The organism is Paenibacillus sp. 7516, from assembly GCF_002272715.1.
Taxonomy (GTDB): Bacteria; Bacillota; Bacilli; order Paenibacillales; family Paenibacillaceae; genus Paenibacillus; species Paenibacillus illinoisensis_A.
Window position 1 is genome coordinate 305,080 of record NZ_NPBI01000012.1, and the last position, 20,498, is coordinate 325,577.

The following is a 20,498-nucleotide window of genomic DNA, read 5'->3' on the forward strand; positions in this document are numbered from 1 at the left end:
AAAATTCCATGCGTCATTCAGGATTCACGAAGGTTGTGAATCATGCGTTGTGCAAGCGCTGACATGAGTTGCGTTTCTTCTGGCGTAAATCCTTCCTGAGCTTGGAGCTCCAGTTCCTGAAATACCTCACTCAAATCCTTGAGCGCGCTGCGGCCCTGGTCGGTCAGATAGACACGCAGACTGCGCTGGTCATTCGGATCGGCTTCACGCCTTACATATCCCGAGGTTTCCATGCGTTTCAGCATGACTGTAACGGTTGCAGGAGCACGGCGAAGCTTCTCGGCCAGACTTTTCTGGGTTTGACCATCTTCACGGTCAAGCTGGAACAGCAGTGGAGGTTGTCCGGGGTACAGCTCGGGGTGGTTAACCAGCTTCTCATGAACTTTATAGCGATGTAACTTCACAAGTTCGGATAATTGTCCGAGCAGCCGTTCGCTGCGGGCTGAATTCATAAGCTACTCTCCTATTAATTAGTCGACTAACTAAATCATAAGTTTGATCTTACATATCGTCAAGGCATTTGTAAGGTCAAATTAAAAATGCAAGGGAATCGTATCCCCAGCGCGGAGCGATCAGGTTTTGTAACATAAGAAAAAGAGCTCCGGAACGGATCCGCAGCTCGAACTGAAGAGGGAGAAATACTGTGGTGCTCTTACAGGTAACCCTATTTAATATTACATCGGTTCAGTCCGTGACTGTGACTTGACAGCAGGAGAGATGGAGAGCTTGCGCCATAACCATTCGACCGGTCCCCATTTAAATTTGAGCAGCCATGCATGTGAGAATAACATCATTAGAATACAGATGCCGGCCCACAGTAACAGGATCACAAGCGAGGACGGAGTGCCGCCGAGTCCCAGACCCCATCCGTAAAAGATGGCGGAAGCCAGAATGTTTTGCATAATGTAACAGCTCAATGCCATCTTGCCAATCTCTCCGAACCGCCTGAAGAGACCGGCGAACCTATTCTTCTCCAGCATGTAAGCGATCAGCCCAAGATAGCCGAGGGTAAGGATCGGTGCACTGATGTACCGAACGAACAAGTCCATGCTACCTCCCGGCACCAGCAGGAGCAGATTCAGAGGAATGCCGGCGGCAAGCCCGAAATTCATTAATTTGCGGCGTCTAAGACGCCCGGATGCCTCGTCTGAGAATAGGTTTGCACGCATGAGCATGGAACCCAGCAGGAACAGAAAGATATTCAGCGGAATGATGGCGATGGACTCTGTTCGAAAGAAAGCAAAGTTGTCCAGCCGGAACAGAACCTGCTCCCACCATGTGCCCGAGGCGTATAGCTTGGTAATCGTGTCCATGCCATTGAAGGTGGAACCACTCTCTGAAAGAGCCAACAGTGCGGTAATTCCACCCACTCCGATGAGATGTATACCGCCCATGAGCCCCATCACAATCAGAATAAAGCGGCGGGAACGGTTAATGATGAAGGACACAATGACACCTGTAATCGCATAACTCATCAGCACATCGTATTCCATGACCAACGTGTAGTGCAGCAATCCATCGATGAGCAGCAGCACACATGTCCAGATGTAAACCCCTGGCCAGACATATCCTTCACGAAGTGCTTTTTGCCGCTTTAATTCCATGCCTGCCCCGAAGAGAAGTGTAAGCAGTCCGAGGAATTTTCCGTTCACCAGCATAAGCATTAGTGTTTGCACTGCACGATCAGCTGAGGCCCACCAGGGCTGAAGCGGATCTCCAAACATTTTGTTTAGGTCGCCCAGGTAAGCAAAAATCCAAATATTCGTCCCCAGTGTACCGATAATCGCGAATCCTCTAAGAACATCCAATAATACGATCCTTTTCATTCCAGCGATACATCCTCCTTTTCTAGTACGAGTGAATTAAAATCAATATAACACAATTGTGCTAAAATAAATAGCAAACACCGTTCCTATTTTTTAGATATGGGAAATATTGACGAAGGCTAATAGATATGTTAACTTCTTATTATCTAATTGTTAATAACATTTTGTTAATAACAGAATGGAGTTTTAAATATGACAAATGAAGGTTATTCGGAGGACCGACCATTGGACCATCTGAATCATGGCAATATAAGCGAGCAGCAGTTTCTGGAGACATATAATGCAGGTGATTATGAGCGTCCTTCTGTGACGGTAGATATGCTTGTATTCACGATAAGGAGTGAAGCTCAGTCCAATTATCGCAAACTTGCTGAGCCTGCACTTCAGCTGCTGATGATTCGCCGCGGTGGTCATCCCTATATGGGGAAGTGGGCATTACCAGGTGGATTCGTGTCCATGCAGGAATCCCTGGAAGATGCAGCACGCCGCGAGCTGGTTACGGAGACCGGGCTGGATGATATTTATCTGGAACAGTTGTACACGTGGGGTGATGTGCACCGCGATCCTCGTACAAGGGTAATCAGCTGCTCGTACATGGCGCTCGTTGATAGCAGCGAGCTTGAGCTGGAAGCAGGTGATGATGCGAGTGATGCGGACTGGTTCAGGGTAGAACAGTGGCTCCTTGAAGAGAAGCGTCATATTCATGAACGAGGTCGTACGACGGAGCGAAGAGTGCAGCTGACGTTGTCGAATGGAACAGAGGAGCTATCGGCTGTCATTGAGGTGAAGGAAGCTGTGGAAGGAAGCGTGCGAAGCAGCAGCATGACCATCTTGGAAGTGGAGGGCATAGCGTTTGACCACGCCAAGATCATGTATTATGCGCTGGAACGATTACGATCCAAAGTGGAATATACGGATATTGCTTTTAATCTGATGCCGGAGACATTTACGCTGACGGCCCTGCAGAAGGTCTATGAGATTATTAGTGGAAAAAAGCTGCTGGCTGCAGCCTTCCGGCGCAAAATCGCTGATTGGGTGATCGAAACCGGAGAGTTTACGGGCAATGCAGGACATCGTCCTTCCCGTCTATACAGATTGAACCCGGAGCGTATGACGACATAATGTTTGTATTGAAAGGAGGACTCCTTGAACCATGGAGAAGTTTACTTTTTTTTGGCGTACTGCATCACCCTTTTCCCAGTGGCATCCGGCTGATTTTAAGGTGAACGGAATCAGTTATACGAGCGCTGAACAGTACATGATGCATCAAAAAGCACTGCTGTTTGGCGATCAGGCCATTGCGGACAAGATTTTGAAGGCGAGCTCGGCTTCAGTACAAAAAAAGCTGGGCAGACAGGTAGCTGGGTTCAACCAAGAGATATGGGAAGCAAACTGCAAACGCATTGTTTATGAAGGTAACCAGGCCAAGTTCACACAAAATGAAGACCTGCTCGCCGCATTGCTCGCCACCCGTGGCACGACCCTTGTGGAAGCAAGCCCGGATGACCGGATCTGGGGCGTTGGGCTGGCAGAGGAAGATCCACGTATCCGCAATCGCAGAACATGGCGAGGAACCAACTGGCTCGGTGAGATTCTGACCCGGCTAAGAGATGAGATAGGAAGTGATTAGAATGAATGCTAACCAGCATATGAAAAATAACCAGCTAAAAAGCACAAATCAGCGCTCGGGCCGGGCTCGTATTGCCCAGGAGACACTGGCCATCCTGGAAGAGGGGCAGTACATCAACGGATATGACCGCAGGGTATCGATTGATGAAGATTTGAAACGAGCGATTCAGGGCTCCGTTTTATACCGTCCGAATGAGCTTCCCGCACTTCGGGAGCAGGTGCGCCAATTACAGGCAGCGCCTAAGTCTGCAGCCGCCAAGATTGAAGTCACCGGTGAGACGACGCTTGCCGCAGCTTCACGTCTCGTGGTAGACGAAGGGAGAACGGATGTCGTTTGCCTTAACTTTGCCTCAGCGAAAAATCCGGGTGGAGGTTTCCTGGGTGGAAGTCAAGCACAGGAAGAGAGTCTCGCCCGGGCTACCGGGTTATATCCTTGTATTTCACAAATGAATGAAATGTATGATCATAATCGTAAGCTGCGCACCTGTCTGTATTCAGACTATATGATCTATTCGCCAGGTGTACCGGTCATACGTGATGATGAGGATCGGCTGCTAGCTCAATATTACACGACTTCTTTTATTACGGCACCCGCCGTAAATGCTGGTGTTGTGAAGGAACGGGGGCAGGCAGATGACCAGCAGATCGAATTGGTTATGAAGGAGCGAATTCGGTATATTTTGGACGTGGCAGCGATGAATGGACATCGTAACCTTGTACTGGGGGCTTATGGTTGCGGGGTGTTTCGGAATGATCCGGTGGATGTGGCGAGGTATTTCCATGATGTCCTGGTACAGGAGAATTTCAGGCAGTCCTTTGAGCAAATTGTATTTGCTGTGTTGGACAGATCAGCTGGACAGAGAATACTCAAGGCGTTTCAAGAACAATTGCTTTGAACAGCAAGTAAGTCATTTTAATATGTGAAGAAGGAGGATTCAGATGCAATTTCGTGAGATCCAACAGGATTTGTTTGCAATGGATGAAGCTTATACGCTCGCTCATTGCATTTCCGCTGATGCCCGCATGGGGGCGGGAATTGCAGTACAGTTTCGGAAAAGATTCGGGCTTCAGGTTCTACAGGAGCAGGCGAAGCAGGAAGCGCTTGAGATTGGGCGGTGTTACCCGGTAGGTCGTACGTTGAATCTGGTAACCAAAGCGAAGTTCTCGAATAAACCGACCTATTCATCGTTTACCCGCGCGGTGCAATCGATGCGAGACGTCTGTGTAGAACAAGAAATCAGTAAGCTGGCTATGCCGCAGATTGGTTGCGGGCTCGACAGACTGAAGTGGGATAAAGTAAGCGGCATTATTCAGGATACGTTTGCTGACACGGATGTTGAGATTGTCGTTTGTACCTTATGAGGAGGAGGAATGACCGGCTTTCATTAATATATATAGAAAAAACCTCTGCTTCGGACGGAGGAGAACAGGACAGCAAGTTTGCCGTTCCCTCTCCAGTTCGTAAGCGAGGTTTTTTTTGTGATTTCTCCAGTGAGGTATTGGTTTATTTTTGGGTAAACATCTCTTTGGCCTCATCCAGTGCCATTTTATTGCCAATCGCGGAATAGTCCAGCCAAGGCTGCGCGCCGATGGTGTAGACGTGACCGGCTTTAACGGCTTTTAGCCCTTGCCAGATCGGATTATTTTGCAGTTCTTTGAACATGTTCTCCGCTTCCTCATCCGAGTTCACCACCACGAAGATGGCATCTGCATCGAAATCAGGCAGCACTTCACGGGAGATCACCTGGTAAGGCTTGGTGGAATCAATATCCGTTATGCCTTTGGCCGGGGTCAGTCCAAGATCATCATACAAGATTGGCCCCATTGGGCGGCGCGTGCTGAATACACGCAATTCTTTGGCAGTTACACGGATGGCCATCACGGTACCATCGCCGATCTCATCATGAATTAATGATTTTACCTCTTCGGTCTCTGCTGCATAATCCTGAATATATTGCTCTGCTTCCTTCTCGCGATCAACCAGCTTGCCAATGTCCTTCAGGTGATCACGCCATGTGCCGTCATCCAGATTGAATACATGCACAGGAGCGATTTTCTCAAATTTGGCGATGTCATCCCCGGAATATTCTTCATCCAGATAGATCACATCCGGCTTCAGGGCAAGCAGGGCTTCCATGTCGGGATCTTTCACCGGACCAAGCGGCGTCGTGTTTTGCAGGCGATCCGCAACATGGGACAGGAACGCTTTGGCTTCGCCGCCAATAACGGAACCCACAGGTGTGATGCCAAGCGCCAGCAAGTCATTGGTCAGGTGGATGGACATCGAGGCGATGCGTTGTTCTCCGGAAGCCGGACTATTATCCTGCTGCTCGGAGGTGCTGCCAGTGGAAGTGCTGCCAGCAGCGGATGAAGAGCCAGAATTGCTGGCAGTTCCGCAAGCGGCAAGCACAAATATCAGGCAAATGCTCAGAGCAAGCAATAGGTTTTTCTTTAACATGAATATTCACATTCTCCTTGGACATCACATGGATGTTGATAATTAGATGAATAAAGTAGATCAACAGCTTCGATCATTTGGTTCTCACCAGCAGATATAAAAAGTAAGGTGCACCAATGGCAGCCACCACAATGCCTGCGGGGATGGCATTCGGTTGGAAAATCGTTCGTCCAATCGTATCGGCAGTAACCAGGATGACCATACCAATGAGACCTGCCGCCGGAATCAGGTGGCGATGCATCGGACCGACAAGTCTGCGGGCGAGATGTGGTGCGGCCAGCCCGATGAATCCGATCCCTCCGGCCATGGATACACTTATGGCTGACAGTGCCACGGTACATAAGAGAAGCCATATGCGCTGCGATCGGACGGATGTACCGATGCCCGTGGCGGCTGCATCTCCAAGACCGAAAGCGTCCAGCGTTTTGGAACGGCTCCAGATGTAGGGAACACAGACTGCAATCCATGGAAGCAGAGCCTGCACATGAATCCAGTCCCGTCCCCACACACTTCCGGCGAGCCAGCGGGCAGCGAAGGAATATGTATCTTCATCCAGACGAAGAGACAGATATAACGTTAGCGCATGAAACCCTGCGGAGACCGCGATTCCGACAAGGATCAGCTTGATGGGAGATACCCCGTTATGCCGGTCATAGGCGAGCAGCATAATGATCAGTGCCGAGATGACTCCGCCTGCAAAAGTAAACAAGGGGATCAGCAGGGCAATCGAGCCATCCATGGAATAGGACAGACTTACGAAAACCATTAGTCCCAATGCTGCTCCTGCATGAAGGCCGAGAATGCCGGGATCGGCAAGCGGATTACGCGTGATACCTTGCAGGGCCGCTCCCGAGATGCCAAGTCCTGCTCCAGCCAGGACTGTAATGAGAATGCGAGGCAGGCGGTAATCGAATAACACAATCTGATCGTCCGAACTGCCATGGCCAAGCAGCGTTTGCAGTACAGCGAGCGGAGAGAGACGGATCGTACCTGTATTCAGGCTGATCACGATAACCGCGCATGCAATGCAGAGCAGCGTAACACTGACTGCGATGGATCGTTTCCCCCGTGAAGGCACAGTGGATCTCATGTTACAATGCCCTCCTTTCCTTGCGGGCCAGATAGAGGAAGAACGGTACACCGACAAAAGCAACCATGATGCCTACCGCCAGCTCCTCCGGTGGATTTACGATGCGTGACCCCAGATCGGCCAATACCAGAAGGATGGCTCCAAGCAGGGAGGACATGGGGATGATCAGACGATAATTGACACCGACGAGTTTACGGGAAATATGCGGAATCACTAACCCGACGAATCCGATCGAGCCGACGGCGGATACGGACACGCCTGCCAGTATAACCACAGCCGTGAGGGCAAGGAATCGGGTCATGCGAATATTAATCCCCAGGCCCAGCGCAACTTCCTCTCCGAGCGACATGAGGGATACTCTCCGGGCGAGAGGCATGGTCAGCAGCAACGTGATCAGAAGTACAGGAACAATGAGTATCAGATGCCGCCATTCAATACCGCCAAAGCCACCGGCATACCAGAAGGCGAGATCCTGGCTTAGGTCAAAATAAATCGCGACACCTGTACTTAGCGAGCTAAGCATGGCTGCAACGACAGCACCTGCAACCGTCAGCCGCATGGATGTCAGTCCCCCCGGCGCAGCTGACCCCAGCAGGAAAATAAATAGGGTGCTCAGTACGGCACCAACGAAAGAAAGGCCCATGAGCCAGGCATAAGGCAGTCCTGGCCAGATGGCAAAGCTCAACGCCACCATGAAGGTGGCACCTGCGTTGATGCCCAGTACTCCCGTATCCGCCAGCGGATTGCGTGTAATTCCCTGCATCAGCGCCCCAGCAACCGCAAAGGCTGCGCCAACGATAGCCGCGGCAACTACGCGGGGGAGACGGAGCTCATGTATAATCTGATGGGGTGTCAGAGCTGGATTGTACTGAAATATGGCAGCCCATACCGTTTCGAGCGTTAACGATTTGGCACCAAGCGATAGGGCGCCAAACAGGCTAATCAGCAGAATGGCGATGGCTGACAAAAACATTAGGCTAATCGTCACCGGGGATTTTTTTGAATTGGACGGACGACGTGGCAGTCCCGGATGTTGAATGGGGGTCACTCCTTTTGTTGCCAGCAAGATCAGCTCTGCTGTTATTGATTATCATTATCAATTAGAGTTCATTATAAAATCTTAATTCAGGCCCGTACATGGCATAAATTAAGATTAGGATGATGGACATTTTTTAGATTACAAAAAGGGTCCTTTGTTCGTCAACAGCATAACGGCCTCATCCAGCTGGATGTTGATGGAATAGGGTGCATATACAACCCACGAATTCCAATCAATGACATGAACACGCCCGTTCTGGACGGCCGGATACCGATTCCAACGCGGATCAGCGTGGATTTGATGCAGCAGGGAGGCGCGTTCTTTCACCGAGGTCACGGCCAGCAGCAGAACATCAGCCTCCAATCCATCCCATTCTCCTGGAGTGATGGACATCCAGTTGAAACCTACACCTGGAGGTTTGCCAGCGAGCTCGGATTGAATGCGTTCAGGTGGAGTCAGCTGCAGGCTGCGGTAGAACACATGACCGAAGTTACGGGTGCTGTACATCCGCGGCCCCTTTGCAGTTAATGTGCATACCGCAACCGTTGCCTGCCCAATCGTCTCCCTGATCTTTTTGCGTGCACGCTCAACCTTGCGTTCGTGCCGTTCCAGCCAGTTATTCGCTGCCTGGGTGCGATCCACGATGGATGCAATCGTATGAAGATGACCGAACATGTCGGTCTGATTCCAGGGGATGGTGATGATCGGAGCGATATCCCCGATATGTTCCATCGCTTTTGCTGCTGCATTGTCCTTGGTCAGAATCAGGTCGGGGTTCACATCCAGGAATGCCTGACGTCCTTGCTCCCAAGGCTCATAGGCATGAAATGGCAGACTGAGCGATTTCGGGATATGGGGTAGATGTCCCTGGATCTGAGCCGCACAAGGCGTTATGCCGAGAGTCATCAGATGATCGGTGTAGGGGTATGAAAGCGAAACAATATTGCGGTGCACCTGCTTCGCATAGGACGTTGGCGCGTAGCCGGCATGGTTTCGAAAACGCCGGCTGAAATAAAATTCGTCCCGGTAACCTACACTTCGGGCCACATCGCGAATGCGCATGTCCGAGGTCATCAGCAGTTCCTTGGCACGGTTCATGCGCAGATGGGTTACGTATTCAATTGGATTTTTGTACATCCGGCTCTTGAATAGCTGCGAATAATACGATGGATGCATGCCTGCCAGCTCGGCCAGTTTCTCCAGTTTGATCTCATGCATATAGTTGTCGCGCATATATTGCATTGTTACCTGGAGCCATTGGTCCGGGTCGTCCTCTGCGCTATCGTTATTTATCAGCACTTCCTGAGGCCAGAGCATGTGCAGCAGCTCGGTCATGAGCATCTTCTTTTTATGAGAGGTTGGTCCGTCATCCGCAGTCAGCTGTGCTGCAATGCGCTGTATGCCGTAATAAGGGCCCTGAATCCAGCCCTGTACCGGAAAGCTTGATTCACGCTCATAAACAATTCGTTTCTCGCTTTTCTCCGCTGCCCGGAACAGATCATAATTGATGATATACAGCTCGGTCTCATGGCCTGTGTCACTGAATAATTCCAAGGCAGTGCCTGGATTGCAGAGGAAGGCTGATTTGCGGCTAACGAGGTGTTCGGTACCATTCATGATCAGTTTACCCGTAAATTTATGCATGTATATAAAGGTATGGTGGTTAATATCGGGTTTACTCCAAGTCCATTCCTTGCTCGTGAACCTGATCAGGTCTGTTTGGTGAAGTTCGAGCAGGGTATCTTCCAGGAACAGCCCCACATCACTCGGTGATACAGCTTCCTTGCCCGTGGCCGTAATGGTACGGTTCATGTTGTTGGACGCAGAGGGATGGGCGTTCGGATGATGAACCATATCTGATTTGTTTATCATGGAGGGGCCTCCTTTCCTTCTATATATTCAATGAATGAATCGATTCTTTCTATAACGAGCGCAGACGCATATCTGAGGTAAACCATTGTCTGTACGTCAGCAGACTCAGTATGATGCTGGTTATGGCAGCCGAGCTGGTAAAGGCAAACACAATCAGAATCTGGTAACGGACAGCTTCAACGGGGTCGGCGCCTGCGATAATCATGCCGGTCATCATGCCTGGAAGCTGCACGAGGCCTACCGTTTTCATCCCGTCAATGGTCGGAATCATGCTGGATTTGACAGACCGTTTCAATACATCCTGAAATGCACGTCTGGGCGCAGCACCCAGAGAGAGCAGTGTCTCAATCTCCCCTTTGGAGGCTTCAACCTCACGTTTCATCTGATTCAGGAACAGCCCCGAGACAACCATCGCATTGCCAATCGTCATTCCGCTGAGTGGAATAATGTATTGCGGGGTCGGCTCGACAATGTGAAGACCCAGCAGGAGTCCCATCATCAATAGCTCGGTCACCGTAATGGCTGCTGCGATATATAGGGTAATTCGGCGTAGTCCCTTGCCTCGTTTGCCCGCGTTGAAGGATGCCACGGTTATCATAAAACCTACAATCGCAATGATGAGTGCAGGGTGGTCCGAGTTGAAGATAAATTGAAGTACATATCCGACCAGCAGCAGCTGAACCGCCGAACGAACGGTACCTACAGCAATATCTCTCTCCAGACCAAGCTTCTGCCAAACAGAAATCAGCATGGTCAGCATAATAAATATGATGGTGAAACTCAGTGCGAGGATGGACATGTGTTCTCCTTATCTGCCTTGGGGGCAGGGCGCAGAATGTATTGACGGGCCAGTTCCGAATGCGGATGGTCAAAGAAAAGGGAGGTGGGCTGACGTTCCAGCAGGGTCTGTTCGCCCATAAACCATGTCGTTGTGCTGAACGAGCGTGCCTGATCCTGATCATGGGTGACCCATACGAGTGAAATGCCCTCTTGCTTGCTCCATTCGGTCAATAGCTGTTCGACAAGCTTGGCATTGGTCCGGTCCAGAGAAGCGGTGACTTCATCCAGCAGCAGCACTTTGGGACGAAGCATGATGGAACGGATCAATGCTATGCGCTGTTTTTCTCCGCCTGAAAGATCACTGGCCCGCTTATGAATATCCAGTCCTTCCAGACCCATTCCGGCCAGCAGACGGCTAGCCAGATTGGAATCATAGGGTGTCCGGTGGAGGTAGTGAACGGTTTTCAAATTATCTTCAACGCTGCCTGCAAGCATAACGGGTTGCTGTGCAACATAGGACATGCGCATGCGCCAGATTCTGGGATCGGAATGGAGGTAAGAGGTGCCTTGCCACAGAATATCTCCGCCATCGGGCACATCCAATAAGGACAGGATGCGGAGCAGCGTGCTTTTGCCCTGGCCGGATGCACCCAGTACGGCAATTCGCTCTCCTTCATCGACAGAGGCATTCACCTTCTCGAATAGGAGTCGCTGTTCGGTTGTTCCAATATGTTTGGTGAGTTGTTGAATGGTTACGAGAGTAGACACAGCGGGATCTTCCTTTCATCCGTGATCTGCTGATAATCTTAGCAAAAATGCTCGAGAATTGAAATGAAAGCAGCACTGTGCAAGCATGCGGGGCAGGAGGTGAAACCAACGTCTGACGTCAGAGGTTCTTTTTGGTAATATAGAGGAGAGTCAGAATTGGTTCTACCAATAGGGTACAAGGGAGGCTTTCATATGACAGGAGTTACGGGACGACAGGACAAGGTAAATTGGGGCATTATGGGCACAGGATGGATCGCATCCCAGTTTGCCAGAGATCTGGAGCATGCCGGCAATGCCGTGAAGGCAGCAGTTGGTTCGCGTACACGGGAAAGTGCGGAGAAATTTGCAGCTGAATATGGTTTTGCAAGCGGATACGGATCGTATGAAGAACTGCTGCAGGATCCAGAGGTGGATATTATCTATGTTGCTACGCCGCATCCTTTTCATAAAGAAAATGTAATGGCTTGTCTGGAAGCGGGAAAAGCAGTGCTGTGTGAGAAGCCGTTTACGATGAACGGACGTCAGCTGGAGCAGCTGGTGGAGACGGCTCGCAGCCGCAAGCTCTTCCTGATGGAAGGCATGTGGACGCGTTTCTTGCCTCCGATTGTTCAGGCGCGGAAGTGGATTGCCGAAGGACGAATCGGTGAAGTGCGGCTTGTCAAAGGAGATTTTGGTTTCCGTATTGGCTGGGAGCCTGAAGGAAGGCTGCTGAACCCGGATCTGGGCGGGGGCGCTCTGCTGGATGCTGGCGTGTATCCTGTTTCATTCGCGTCCATGATCTTTGGCGAGCAGCCGCAGCATGTCTGGAGCACGGCGAACATCGGGGAGACCGGTGTGGATGAACAGTTCTCCGTACTGCTCTCTTATTCGGAAGGACGCTCGGCATCATTGAACGGGGCAGTCCGTCTGAACCTGAGCAACGAAGCTGTCGTGTATGGTACAGAGGGATATATTCGTTTGCCACTTTTCCTCGCTGGTAAAGAAGCATATCTGCATGTGAATGGTCAGGACGAGCCCGAGAAGTTTACGGATGATCGGACAAGCATCGGCTATGCATTTGAAGCAGAAGAGGCTGGACGCTGCATCTTGGAAGGCAAAACGGAAAGTTCAATTATCCCGCTGGACGAGTCCCTTGAGATTATGAAACTGATGGATACCATTCGTGGACAGTGGGGCTTGCGATATAAATTTGAGTAATGGTAACAATCATAACCGGACGGTTCTATGTAGGTAAGTATGCAGAGAAATCGTACGGGATACGAAATGAATGGATGGGAGTGGGACTAGGATGAAAATTCTGATTTCAGGGTTTGAGCCTTTTGGCGGGGATGCCGTGAATCCCACGGGAGAACTGATGGAAGCTCTCGCACAGGAAGTGGTGGAAGGCGCCGAACTGAAAACCGTGCTGCTGCCGGTACATTTCGACGAATGTGCGGATCTGCTGATTGCCGAGATGGAAGCATACGGTCCGGATGTCGTGATTGCCTGCGGGTTAGCCAAAGGCCGGACAGCCGTAACGCCTGAGCGCATCGCTGTGAATGTAAAAGACATTCCGCCTGGCTCCTATGCGGATAACCAGGGACAGCGTCCTGTGGACGAGCCGATAACCGAAGGCAGTCCGGACGGCCTGTTCTCGACATTGCCCATCCGCGCGATGGTGAATAATATGACTGCGGCAGGCATTCCGGCAGCGGTATCCAATACCGCCGGAACGTATATTTGCAACAATACGATGTATCGTGTGCTGGATTACATTCGATTGCAGCAGCTGCCGATCCGGGCGGGATTTGTCCATTTCCCGGCTTCTACGGAGATGTCATTGCTGCAGCCGTCGGTGCCTTCGCTGCCGATAAGTGCAATGCATGATGCCTTGCGAGTAATGATACGCACCGTGGTGGCGGAAGCGTAAATCATGGTCTTCTTGTATGTAAGGTAGTAGCTAAGTTAAGGGTGACTTTGACTTTACCCAGTGTGTAACGTTCGTTGCAATAGGGATTGGATGGAGTAACTAAAACGTTTTCTGAAATGTGTCTTGTTCTAACTTGTAATGGCTGGGTTCGATTGGTAGTAACGAAAATTAGATAGAAGGGGCTGTCCCATGAAGTCATATTGATGACTATGGGGACAGCCCCTTTTTTGATACATAATTAGTGGCGCCGTACAGGCAATCAGTGTCGCTGCTTAGATGAGTAGATCTGATGATTTGAGCTAATGAGTATATCTGATGAGTAAAGCTAACGAACTCAGTATCTCTTATTGGAAGAGGTACCAGAGGTCCGTTGAGTGTAACGCATCGTAGATGGCTTATTTCATCGTTTCACTTGTTCTGTCCCATTTTCTGTCCGAATAACGTGTCTAATGTTCATCAGCCTGTCCATTAAGACTGAATTCTCCGAATAGGTTGCGACAGGTTCGTTAGCGACTGAAATAACTAAAACCCAAGGTAAGCAGGCTCCGTTTCCATCCTAACGAACAGCTTGCTGTTTGCTGGCTCAGATCAGATTCGCAGCAGATTCAGGTCGAATTCGGGAACGAGGCCCTCTTTCATCGCTCGTCCAAGCAGGGCTGTAATAGCTCCATAGCCGTCATCGCCCAGATGGGCACTGAACTCGTTCACGTACAGATCAATATGCTGAGCCGCGACATCCGGGTCCATTTCCTGTGCATGCGCCATGACGTATTCTTTGGATTCATCCGGGTGTGCCCAAGCGTATTCCACGGATGCACGTGCCCATCCAGCGAGTGCATGAGCGTCCAGATTGCGGCGTGCAATGATTGCTCCGAGTGGGATCGGCAGGCCGGTATCGCTTTCCCACCAGCTGCCGAGGTCGGTCATCAGCTTCAGATCGTAGTTTTGGTACGTGAAACGTGCTTCATGGATGACCAGACCTGCATCGATTTTGCCATCCCGCACCGCCGGCATGATCTGATCGAACGGCATCACAACAATCTCGCCCACGCCTCCTGGGACATTCTGGGCTGCCCATAGACGGAACAGCAGATAAGCGGTGGAGCGTTCACTCGGCACGGCAACACGGCGTCCGGACAGGTATGCAGGATCGGTGGTGCCGTTAGCTGTAAGAACGAGTGGTCCGCATCCTCTTCCCAGCGCTCCGCCGGAAGGCAGCAGGGCATACTCGTTCAGCACGTAAGGCAAAGCTGCATAAGAAATTTTCAACACATCCGGTCCGCCGGGGTTAGCAGCCAGACCATTCGTAATATCAATATCCGCATAGCGGACGTCCAGTTCCGGAGCACCCGGAATCCGTCCATGCACCCAGGCGTGAAAGATAAATGTATCGTTAGGACAAGGGGAAAATGCAATTTTCATGATGTAAGTACCTCCCGTAAAATGGAACTTGCTGCCTGGAGCGCATCCAGGGCATCCTTGATGCGCCAGGCATCGCGGTCGCGTGGACCGACCGCGTTGGATATGGCCCGCAGTTCGAGCGCAGGTACGCCGAACTGCTTGGCCGCTGTTGCCACGCCGAAGCCTTCCATGCCTTCGGCGGTGGCATCCGGCACGCGGCGCAGCAGCTCCGCGGCCGTCTCGGCCGTTCCGGTCGCCGTGGACACGGTGACCGCTGTGCCTCCGCTGACAGCGTGCCCGGCCCGCTGCAGCTCGTGGCGCAGGCGAGCGGCAAGCTCTGCGTCCGCCGCCACACGGGACGAGCCGAATCCGAGCTCGTCCACGCTCAGGAAGCCGTCTGGCGTCTGCGAGCCCAGATCGGCAGCCACCATGGCGTCGGCCACCACGAGTGAGCCGACGTCCGCACGGCCGGGGAACCCGCCGCCGATGCCGGCACTGATCACCAGCGTGTACGCTGGGGTCAGGCCTGCTCCGGCAAGGGGCCCCGGGAATGCGGCAGATGCCTGCGCCGCATCCGGTCCGTCTGGCGCGGCGGAGCCCTGCGCCAGCGCCTTCCCGCCAGCTGCTGCAGCGAATGCCAGCTTGGCTGCCGTACTTGCTGCAACTGCTGCCGGGCCCACCCCGCCAGCGATCACGTCAAACATTTCCGCGGCTTGGTCACCCAGACCGCGAAGTACGGCCTCTTTCTCCGCATCCACAGCGGTTACGATTAATACGCGCGGAGCTGCTTGGTTCGATGCCGAGCCGTCTGACTCTGTATGATGTAAAGCCTGATTTTGCTTGTTCATCGGAGTTCTCCCTTATAAGGTGTTAGATTCAACGCTATATTTGGTCATCTCCATCATAACGGAATGGGAAAGAGAGGAACAACTTTTCCATGTATTTGTCTGAACATGATCCGCTTACATGTGCTGCCTCGTTAACGGTGCTTGGATCTTATATATGTCACTCCATATATATAAAGGTATCGCGTATTAAGAGTGAAGTCAAAGATACCGTTGACAATCCAATTCTACTGTATTAATAATAATAGTACAGTTAATACACCTTGGTGTTAAAAGCATACACTTCATATACAGTCAGTCATCTCGCTTATGGGTATTACATTATTTTTGAGGAGAGGAGGTGCGGGATGTTCGAATTAGATGTACGCAGCCGTAAGGCGATCTACGAACAGCTAGTGGACAAAATCAAGGAAATGATCGTATACGGTGTTCTCCAACCTGATGAGCAGCTTCCTTCGGTGCGCACACTGTCAGCGCAGCTGACCGTCAATCCGAATACGATTCAGAAGGCATATCGGGAGCTTGAACGCGAGGGGTACATCTACTCTTTGCAGGGAAAAGGGAGCTTCGTATCATCGTCTGTGGAACATCCGAATGCAGCCATGAGAGATGAGATTAGAGCAGCACTGGTGAAGCTGATTGCAGAAGCGACGTACTCCGGTTTAACGAAGGCGGATATGACGCTTTTGTTCCAGGAAGCGATGGCCCGTATCGAAAAGGGGGAGCCGAATGATTGAGCTGAATCAGGTGATTAAAGCGTTTGAACATGAAAAAGCGGTGGATGGCGTTACGATGCACATACATAAAGGATCCATCTACGGTTTGCTTGGCTCCAACGGGGCAGGTAAGACATCGCTGCTCAAAATCATAGCCGGCATTTATCGCCAGGACAGTGGGACCGTTCACATTGACGGGGCCGAGATTTATGAAAATATGGATCTCAAAGGCCGCACGATTTTCATGGCGGATGCGCCGTACTTTTTCCCGCAGTCCTCCATTGCCCAGATGGCGGCCTTCTATCGCTCCGTGTATCCGCGCTGGAATGAGGAGCGATTCGCACAGCTGGCCACAGTGTTCAAGCTCGATGTAAAACGCAAGCTGCATCGCATGTCCAAAGGCATGCGCAGGCAGGCAGCTGTATGGCTTGGGCTGAGCTGCATGCCGGAAGTGCTGCTCATGGATGAGCCGATTGACGGCCTTGATCCGGTGATGCGGCAGCAGATCAAAAATTTGCTGTTCCAGGAAGCCGCTGAGCGCCAGGTGACCATTATTATTTCGTCCCATAACTTGCGCGAAATCGAAGATCTGTGTGATCACGTCGCCATTATGCACAAGGGCCGCATTATTGTAGAGAAGGATCTCGATGATCTGAAGGCCGATACTCATAAGATTCAGGTGGCTTTCCGTCATCCTGATGATGCCAAGGCGATGGATGAACTGAATATTTTACATGAAGAGATGCGGGGAAGTGTCTCGCTGTACATTGTCAAAGGCAGTCGCGAGGAAGTGACGGAACGGTTCCGGGCCTTGAATCCTTATCTGCTGGACGTGCTGCCGCTGACGCTGGAAGAAATATTTATTTATGAAATGGAGGATGCAGGGTATGATATTCAACCGATTATTCTGTAACCGGGGCATCCTGTTCCAAAATTTCAGGCAGCACGGTTGGCTCGGAATACTATTTCTGCTCACTTTGCTATTTTCGCTTCCGCTCTACATTGCAACAGAGCATAGAGGTGGTGTAACGCAGCAAATTACCAGCTTGTTTGAGGCAAATGGGGAAACCCATATCTTGTTTGCGATCACGTTCCCGGTGGCGATGGGCATTTTCTTATTCCGTTATATGCAATCCGGAGCGCCGTCTGACTTGTTCCACGGTTTGCCACTGAAGCGCAAACATCTGTTAACGGTCAATCTGCTCTCCGGCTTCGGAATGATCCTGATCCCGATCTGGCTTACCACGGCGATCACAGGTTGGGTGTGGGCTGTGCAGGATCGTATGGCTTTTATCTTTGACGGCAGTGAGATCTGGATGTGGGGCCTCAGCATGAGCATTTTTTCACTGTTTATGTTTATGCTGACTGTAGCTGTGGGCATGTGTATCGGCCAATCTGTACTGCAGGGACTAACGGTGTATGCAATCCTGTTATTGCCTGTTGTGTTCTGGTTTATCTTTACGCTGCACCTGCAGCATTATCTGTTTGGATATCCATATGGTGATATGAGCAGCTATGCAGAGAAAATATCCCTTGTCCTACGGATGGCTTCAATTAGCAGGTTTCCAGTGGTCGATGGGGAACTCATAATCTACGCAGCTTTGGCCATCTTGTTCATCCCACTAGCTTATGTTTTATATGCCAAGCGTAAAGTGGAATCCGCTACCCAGGCGATTACGTTTACCCTTGTAAAACCAATATTTCGCTTTGGCTTGATGTTTACGCTGGTTTTGATTGGTGGAGCCTATTTCACGGTTATTGCACCGCCAGGATCCACCGGGTGGACCATCTTCGGATATGTTCTAGGCGGCATTGTCGGTTACATTGTGGCTGAGATGATTATTCGCAAAACGTGGCTGATCTGGAACGTCAGATTAGTACCTAAGCTGGCACTATATGGCCTTTTGTCCGGGTTAATTCTGTACGTGCCTGTCGCAGAATGGAATGGTTATGCTAGCAGAGTGCCGGAAGTGAATGATGTCCAAAGCATTAAGCTTGGAGGAGATCGTTACACTTACGTTAACGGAGTGAATCAGAAAATGGATGATCATCCATTTTACTCGGATAATCCTGAATTTGTGGGGGCAGTACTTGCCCTTCATCAGAAAATTATCAATTTCAATCTGCCTTTGCAAGACCCGGTAAATCCGAATGATGATTATGACGAGTACGTGTATATCAGCTATAAGCTTAGTAACGGTAAGGTTATGAAGCGGAAATACCAAATTCCCGAAACAGAATTTCGGCAGGAATTAATGGCCTTGAAACAGTTGGAGGATTATAAAAAGGTAGCCTATGATACGTACAAACTGGACGAGGATATCCTCAGTATTGGTATCCGTTCCACCATCAGTTCGTATCGTAAAATTTATATTGGCAGTCCTGACCAGGTTCGGGAGTTCAAGGAACTGTTGAAGCAGGATATTCTGGATCAAACCTATGAGGAACAACGTTCCCCTTGGCAGTCGTTTGCATATGCGGAATTAAATCAGGAATCCCACTCCAAAGATCCGTATCAACCGAGGGAAATGTGGAATTATGAAATCAAACCGAGCTATGACCGGGTTATCGCGTGGCTGAAAGAGAACAAATTATATGATCAACTGCTTGTCACGGCAGACGAAATTGCCTCGGCGCAGTTCGTGAAGCAGGAGATCGATAGTCCGGGTAATCCTCAGTGGGTATATGCTCAGCCGGAATATATTGATGGAAGTCTGGGCAGCAGCAAGCAGGTCGCAACTAAAAACAAAAAAATGATTAGCGATCTGCTAGAACGTCAGCGATCAGGAGAGCGGACGGAGAAAGCCACCGTTTATCAGATCAAGCTGAATGCCATACGTGGGGAAAACATCTATATGATGCTGAAGGAAGAAGACTTGACCGAAGAGATGAAAGCCATTTTGTCCGAAAAGTAGATCCAATGGTAAGCGGGAAGGGTTCTCCCGCTGCCGAATGTTTAGCCCATGAGGCTTGCTTGACGAAATGATTATATTGGAATATATTTGAAAAGGTTGAGATTCGCTCCAGAATAAGATATAATCGCGAATCATATAGGGAACGGTTAATAAGGGAAGCACCCGTAGAATCAGGCAGTAGTCTGATTTTGCGGGTGCTTTTTTTGTGTTTGTTTCGACCGATTCACCTTGGATCAACTGGAGAACGAGGAAGCTGCACTACATTTTGAGTAAACGAGGAGGAAGGTTCAATGAATACGGTGGAAGATCACCAGACCATGGATGGTGCTGCGAGTTCCGGCAGCGTAAGTGGCAGGATGGGGAGAGGCTTAATCGCTCGGTTTTGCATCGCGCTGCTTCTGGTAGCCAGCATGGGTTCCATGCATCTTTTTACGTCAGCTGCCGAGGCGGCTGGCCCGGATCTTGGCGTAACCGCTCAGAAGTCATGGGAAGCTCTGCTTAAGAAGGCGGATGCCCAGACGAAAGCTTCTCTTCAGCAAACGTATCAAAAAGTGGGCACATGGACAGCGCAGGAGCAGAGCTGGGAGCAGAAAACCAAAACCCTACATGCAGCGAATACGGCTGAGTTAACCAGGCTTCGTCAGGAAATACGAAAAACGGATGAGGCGAAACTGGCTGCACTGGCCGATACGCTGAAGCGTACCCAAACCCGGTATGAGCCGATGTTTGCATTGTACACGGCGGTCAACAAGCAGCTTGCTGCAGCCAGAGCCACCAAGAACAAGGATTGGACTGCCGCACTCCGTGCGCAGGCAGACACGCTGAAACCGGCTGTACAGCTGGCGAAGGCAGACATTCGCATCAAGAAACAGCAGCTTGCCGATGCCCGCAAACGCAAAAGTACAGAGGATAAGCGTCTGCGTACCATGCTTGCGGCTGCTGATCCGTTCAAGAAACAGATCCAAACTGCCAAAAAACAGGCAAGCCTGTCCAAAGAGCGATATACGAATGCATTGAAATTGTTCAAACAGAATATCAAAGACGGCCAGCCTTCACGTGTATTGAGTTCATTGAATCAGCTCTCTTCAGCTGCGGAGAAGTGGGCTGGCTCCAAACAAAATATCCATACATTGGAGCAAAAAGTTGCGGATACCTACCTGAAAGTGAAAAAAGAACTCGCCAAGAAGACACAATAAATGGAAACCCGGCCAGTACCCCAGGCGTACACCACTTTAGATGCAGACAGACGA

Annotated in this window: 20 protein-coding genes; 10 read left to right on the forward strand and 10 right to left on the reverse strand. The window is 50.6% G+C overall.

The annotated features are described in order from the left end of the window. Window positions 1-17 precede the first annotated feature (17 nt). Window positions 18-452: a MarR family winged helix-turn-helix transcriptional regulator gene (locus tag CHI14_RS12565; protein WP_095288778.1), complete on the reverse strand. Its 435-nt coding sequence runs from the start codon at window positions 450-452 to the stop codon at window positions 18-20. Between the two features lie 222 nt (window positions 453-674). Beyond that, window positions 675-1,826: a DUF418 domain-containing protein gene (locus CHI14_RS12570; protein ID WP_170948115.1), complete on the reverse strand. Its 1,152-nt coding sequence runs from the start codon at window positions 1,824-1,826 to the stop codon at window positions 675-677. A gap of 192 nt (window positions 1,827-2,018) precedes the next feature. Here CHI14_RS12570 and CHI14_RS12575 point away from each other — a divergent pair, with 192 nt between their 5' ends. Genes CHI14_RS12575 through CHI14_RS12590 form a run of 4 tightly spaced genes read left to right on the forward strand, consistent with a single transcriptional unit; the run spans window position 2,019 to window position 4,817 of the window. Next, the gene (locus CHI14_RS12575) at window positions 2,019-2,948 is read left to right on the forward strand and encodes an NUDIX hydrolase (protein WP_095288780.1); all 930 of its coding nucleotides are present in this window, start codon (window positions 2,019-2,021) and stop codon (window positions 2,946-2,948) included. A 31-nt stretch (window positions 2,949-2,979) separates the two neighbouring features. Next, window positions 2,980-3,456 carry an NADAR family protein gene (locus CHI14_RS12580; protein WP_095288781.1) on the forward strand — a complete coding sequence of 159 codons (477 nt, stop codon included), beginning with the start codon at window positions 2,980-2,982 and terminating at the stop codon, window positions 3,454-3,456. A gap of 19 nt (window positions 3,457-3,475) precedes the next feature. Beyond that, window positions 3,476-4,351, forward strand: coding sequence for a TIGR02452 family protein (locus tag CHI14_RS12585; protein WP_095289101.1), 876 nt, complete (start codon window positions 3,476-3,478; stop codon window positions 4,349-4,351). A 43-nt stretch (window positions 4,352-4,394) separates the two neighbouring features. Further along, window positions 4,395-4,817 (forward strand): macro domain-containing protein, encoded by a 423-nt coding sequence (locus tag CHI14_RS12590; protein ID WP_095288782.1) that lies wholly within the window; start codon window positions 4,395-4,397, stop codon window positions 4,815-4,817. Window positions 4,818-4,959: 142 nt separating this feature from the next. On the opposite strand, the gene CHI14_RS12595 is transcribed toward CHI14_RS12590, so the two are convergent. The 6 genes from CHI14_RS12595 to CHI14_RS12620 form a co-directional block, all read right to left on the reverse strand. Further along, on the reverse strand, window positions 4,960-5,913 hold the full coding sequence (locus CHI14_RS12595; protein WP_095288783.1) for an iron-hydroxamate ABC transporter substrate-binding protein: 954 nt from the start codon (window positions 5,911-5,913) through the stop codon (window positions 4,960-4,962). 73 nt (window positions 5,914-5,986) lie between these two features. Further along, the gene (locus CHI14_RS12600) at window positions 5,987-7,003 is read right to left on the reverse strand and encodes a FecCD family ABC transporter permease (RefSeq protein ID WP_095288784.1); all 1,017 of its coding nucleotides are present in this window, start codon (window positions 7,001-7,003) and stop codon (window positions 5,987-5,989) included. A gap of 1 nt (window position 7,004) precedes the next feature. Continuing rightward, window positions 7,005-7,976 (reverse strand): FecCD family ABC transporter permease, encoded by a 972-nt coding sequence (locus tag CHI14_RS12605; protein ID WP_095289102.1) that lies wholly within the window; start codon window positions 7,974-7,976, stop codon window positions 7,005-7,007. A gap of 204 nt (window positions 7,977-8,180) precedes the next feature. Beyond that, window positions 8,181-9,914, reverse strand: coding sequence for a helix-turn-helix domain-containing protein (locus tag CHI14_RS12610; RefSeq protein ID WP_095288785.1), 1,734 nt, complete (start codon window positions 9,912-9,914; stop codon window positions 8,181-8,183). A 49-nt stretch (window positions 9,915-9,963) separates the two neighbouring features. Continuing rightward, a complete protein-coding gene (locus tag CHI14_RS12615) occupies window positions 9,964-10,713 on the reverse strand; it encodes an ABC transporter permease (protein ID WP_095288786.1) in 750 nt (249 codons plus the stop codon). Then, entirely contained in the window at window positions 10,695-11,462 is a 768-nt protein-coding gene (locus CHI14_RS12620; RefSeq protein ID WP_095288787.1) for an ABC transporter ATP-binding protein, read from the reverse strand. The genes CHI14_RS12615 and CHI14_RS12620 overlap by 19 nt, the downstream gene beginning before the upstream one ends. 192 nt (window positions 11,463-11,654) lie before the next feature. On the opposite strand from CHI14_RS12620, the gene CHI14_RS12625 reads away from it, so the two are divergent. Both CHI14_RS12625 and CHI14_RS12630 read left to right on the forward strand, forming a co-directional pair. Beyond that, window positions 11,655-12,659: a Gfo/Idh/MocA family protein gene (locus CHI14_RS12625; protein ID WP_095288788.1), complete on the forward strand. Its 1,005-nt coding sequence runs from the start codon at window positions 11,655-11,657 to the stop codon at window positions 12,657-12,659. A 91-nt stretch (window positions 12,660-12,750) separates the two neighbouring features. Then, window positions 12,751-13,371: a pyroglutamyl-peptidase I gene (locus tag CHI14_RS12630; protein ID WP_095288789.1), complete on the forward strand. Its 621-nt coding sequence runs from the start codon at window positions 12,751-12,753 to the stop codon at window positions 13,369-13,371. A 588-nt stretch (window positions 13,372-13,959) separates the two neighbouring features. On the opposite strand, the gene CHI14_RS12635 is transcribed toward CHI14_RS12630, so the two are convergent. Then, window positions 13,960-14,793, reverse strand: a complete 834-nt coding sequence (locus tag CHI14_RS12635) for a 1,4-dihydroxy-6-naphtoate synthase (protein WP_095288790.1) — start codon at window positions 14,791-14,793, stop codon at window positions 13,960-13,962. Continuing rightward, window positions 14,790-15,620, reverse strand: a complete 831-nt coding sequence (locus tag CHI14_RS12640) for a futalosine hydrolase (protein WP_095288791.1) — start codon at window positions 15,618-15,620, stop codon at window positions 14,790-14,792. Before CHI14_RS12640 ends, CHI14_RS12635 begins: the two co-directional genes overlap by 4 nt. Window positions 15,621-15,964: 344 nt before the next feature. On the opposite strand from CHI14_RS12640, the gene CHI14_RS12645 reads away from it, so the two are divergent. From CHI14_RS12645 to CHI14_RS12660, 4 genes are all read left to right on the forward strand, one after another. Then, entirely contained in the window at window positions 15,965-16,354 is a 390-nt protein-coding gene (locus tag CHI14_RS12645) for a GntR family transcriptional regulator (protein ID WP_095288792.1), read from the forward strand. Next, window positions 16,347-17,246, forward strand: coding sequence for an ABC transporter ATP-binding protein (locus tag CHI14_RS12650; protein WP_095288793.1), 900 nt, complete (start codon window positions 16,347-16,349; stop codon window positions 17,244-17,246). The genes CHI14_RS12645 and CHI14_RS12650 overlap by 8 nt, the downstream gene beginning before the upstream one ends. Continuing rightward, window positions 17,221-19,248: a hypothetical protein gene (locus CHI14_RS12655; RefSeq protein ID WP_095288794.1), complete on the forward strand. Its 2,028-nt coding sequence runs from the start codon at window positions 17,221-17,223 to the stop codon at window positions 19,246-19,248. The genes CHI14_RS12650 and CHI14_RS12655 overlap by 26 nt, the downstream gene beginning before the upstream one ends. Before the next feature lie 290 nt (window positions 19,249-19,538). Continuing rightward, a complete protein-coding gene (locus tag CHI14_RS12660; RefSeq protein ID WP_095288795.1) occupies window positions 19,539-20,444 on the forward strand; it encodes a hypothetical protein in 906 nt (301 codons plus the stop codon). Window positions 20,445-20,498 lie beyond the last annotated feature (54 nt).

Bases quoted from the DNA above. Each gene is read 5' to 3' on its own strand.
- CHI14_RS12660 (WP_095288795.1), top strand. From the start codon at position 19,539: ATGAATACGGTGGAAGATCACCAGACCATGGATGGTGCTGCGAGTTCC.
- CHI14_RS12635 (WP_095288790.1), bottom strand. From the start codon at position 14,793: ATGAAAATTGCATTTTCCCCTTGTCCTAACGATACATTTATCTTTCAC.
- CHI14_RS12570 (WP_170948115.1), bottom strand. From the start codon at position 1,826: ATGAAAAGGATCGTATTATTGGATGTTCTTAGAGGATTCGCGATTATC.
- CHI14_RS12655 (WP_095288794.1), top strand. From the start codon at position 17,221: ATGATATTCAACCGATTATTCTGTAACCGGGGCATCCTGTTCCAAAAT.
- CHI14_RS12650 (WP_095288793.1), top strand. From the start codon at position 16,347: ATGATTGAGCTGAATCAGGTGATTAAAGCGTTTGAACATGAAAAAGCG.
- CHI14_RS12645 (WP_095288792.1), top strand. From the start codon at position 15,965: ATGTTCGAATTAGATGTACGCAGCCGTAAGGCGATCTACGAACAGCTA.
- CHI14_RS12610 (WP_095288785.1), bottom strand. From the start codon at position 9,914: ATGATAAACAAATCAGATATGGTTCATCATCCGAACGCCCATCCCTCT.
- CHI14_RS12625 (WP_095288788.1), top strand. From the start codon at position 11,655: ATGACAGGAGTTACGGGACGACAGGACAAGGTAAATTGGGGCATTATG.
- CHI14_RS12565 (WP_095288778.1), bottom strand. From the start codon at position 452: ATGAATTCAGCCCGCAGCGAACGGCTGCTCGGACAATTATCCGAACTT.
- CHI14_RS12640 (WP_095288791.1), bottom strand. From the start codon at position 15,620: ATGAACAAGCAAAATCAGGCTTTACATCATACAGAGTCAGACGGCTCG.
- CHI14_RS12590 (WP_095288782.1), top strand. From the start codon at position 4,395: ATGCAATTTCGTGAGATCCAACAGGATTTGTTTGCAATGGATGAAGCT.
- CHI14_RS12630 (WP_095288789.1), top strand. From the start codon at position 12,751: ATGAAAATTCTGATTTCAGGGTTTGAGCCTTTTGGCGGGGATGCCGTG.
- CHI14_RS12605 (WP_095289102.1), bottom strand. From the start codon at position 7,976: ATGTTTTTGTCAGCCATCGCCATTCTGCTGATTAGCCTGTTTGGCGCC.
- CHI14_RS12585 (WP_095289101.1), top strand. From the start codon at position 3,476: ATGAAAAATAACCAGCTAAAAAGCACAAATCAGCGCTCGGGCCGGGCT.
- CHI14_RS12595 (WP_095288783.1), bottom strand. From the start codon at position 5,913: ATGTTAAAGAAAAACCTATTGCTTGCTCTGAGCATTTGCCTGATATTT.
- CHI14_RS12580 (WP_095288781.1), top strand. From the start codon at position 2,980: ATGGAGAAGTTTACTTTTTTTTGGCGTACTGCATCACCCTTTTCCCAG.
- CHI14_RS12615 (WP_095288786.1), bottom strand. From the start codon at position 10,713: ATGTCCATCCTCGCACTGAGTTTCACCATCATATTTATTATGCTGACC.
- CHI14_RS12600 (WP_095288784.1), bottom strand. From the start codon at position 7,003: ATGAGATCCACTGTGCCTTCACGGGGGAAACGATCCATCGCAGTCAGT.
- CHI14_RS12575 (WP_095288780.1), top strand. From the start codon at position 2,019: ATGACAAATGAAGGTTATTCGGAGGACCGACCATTGGACCATCTGAAT.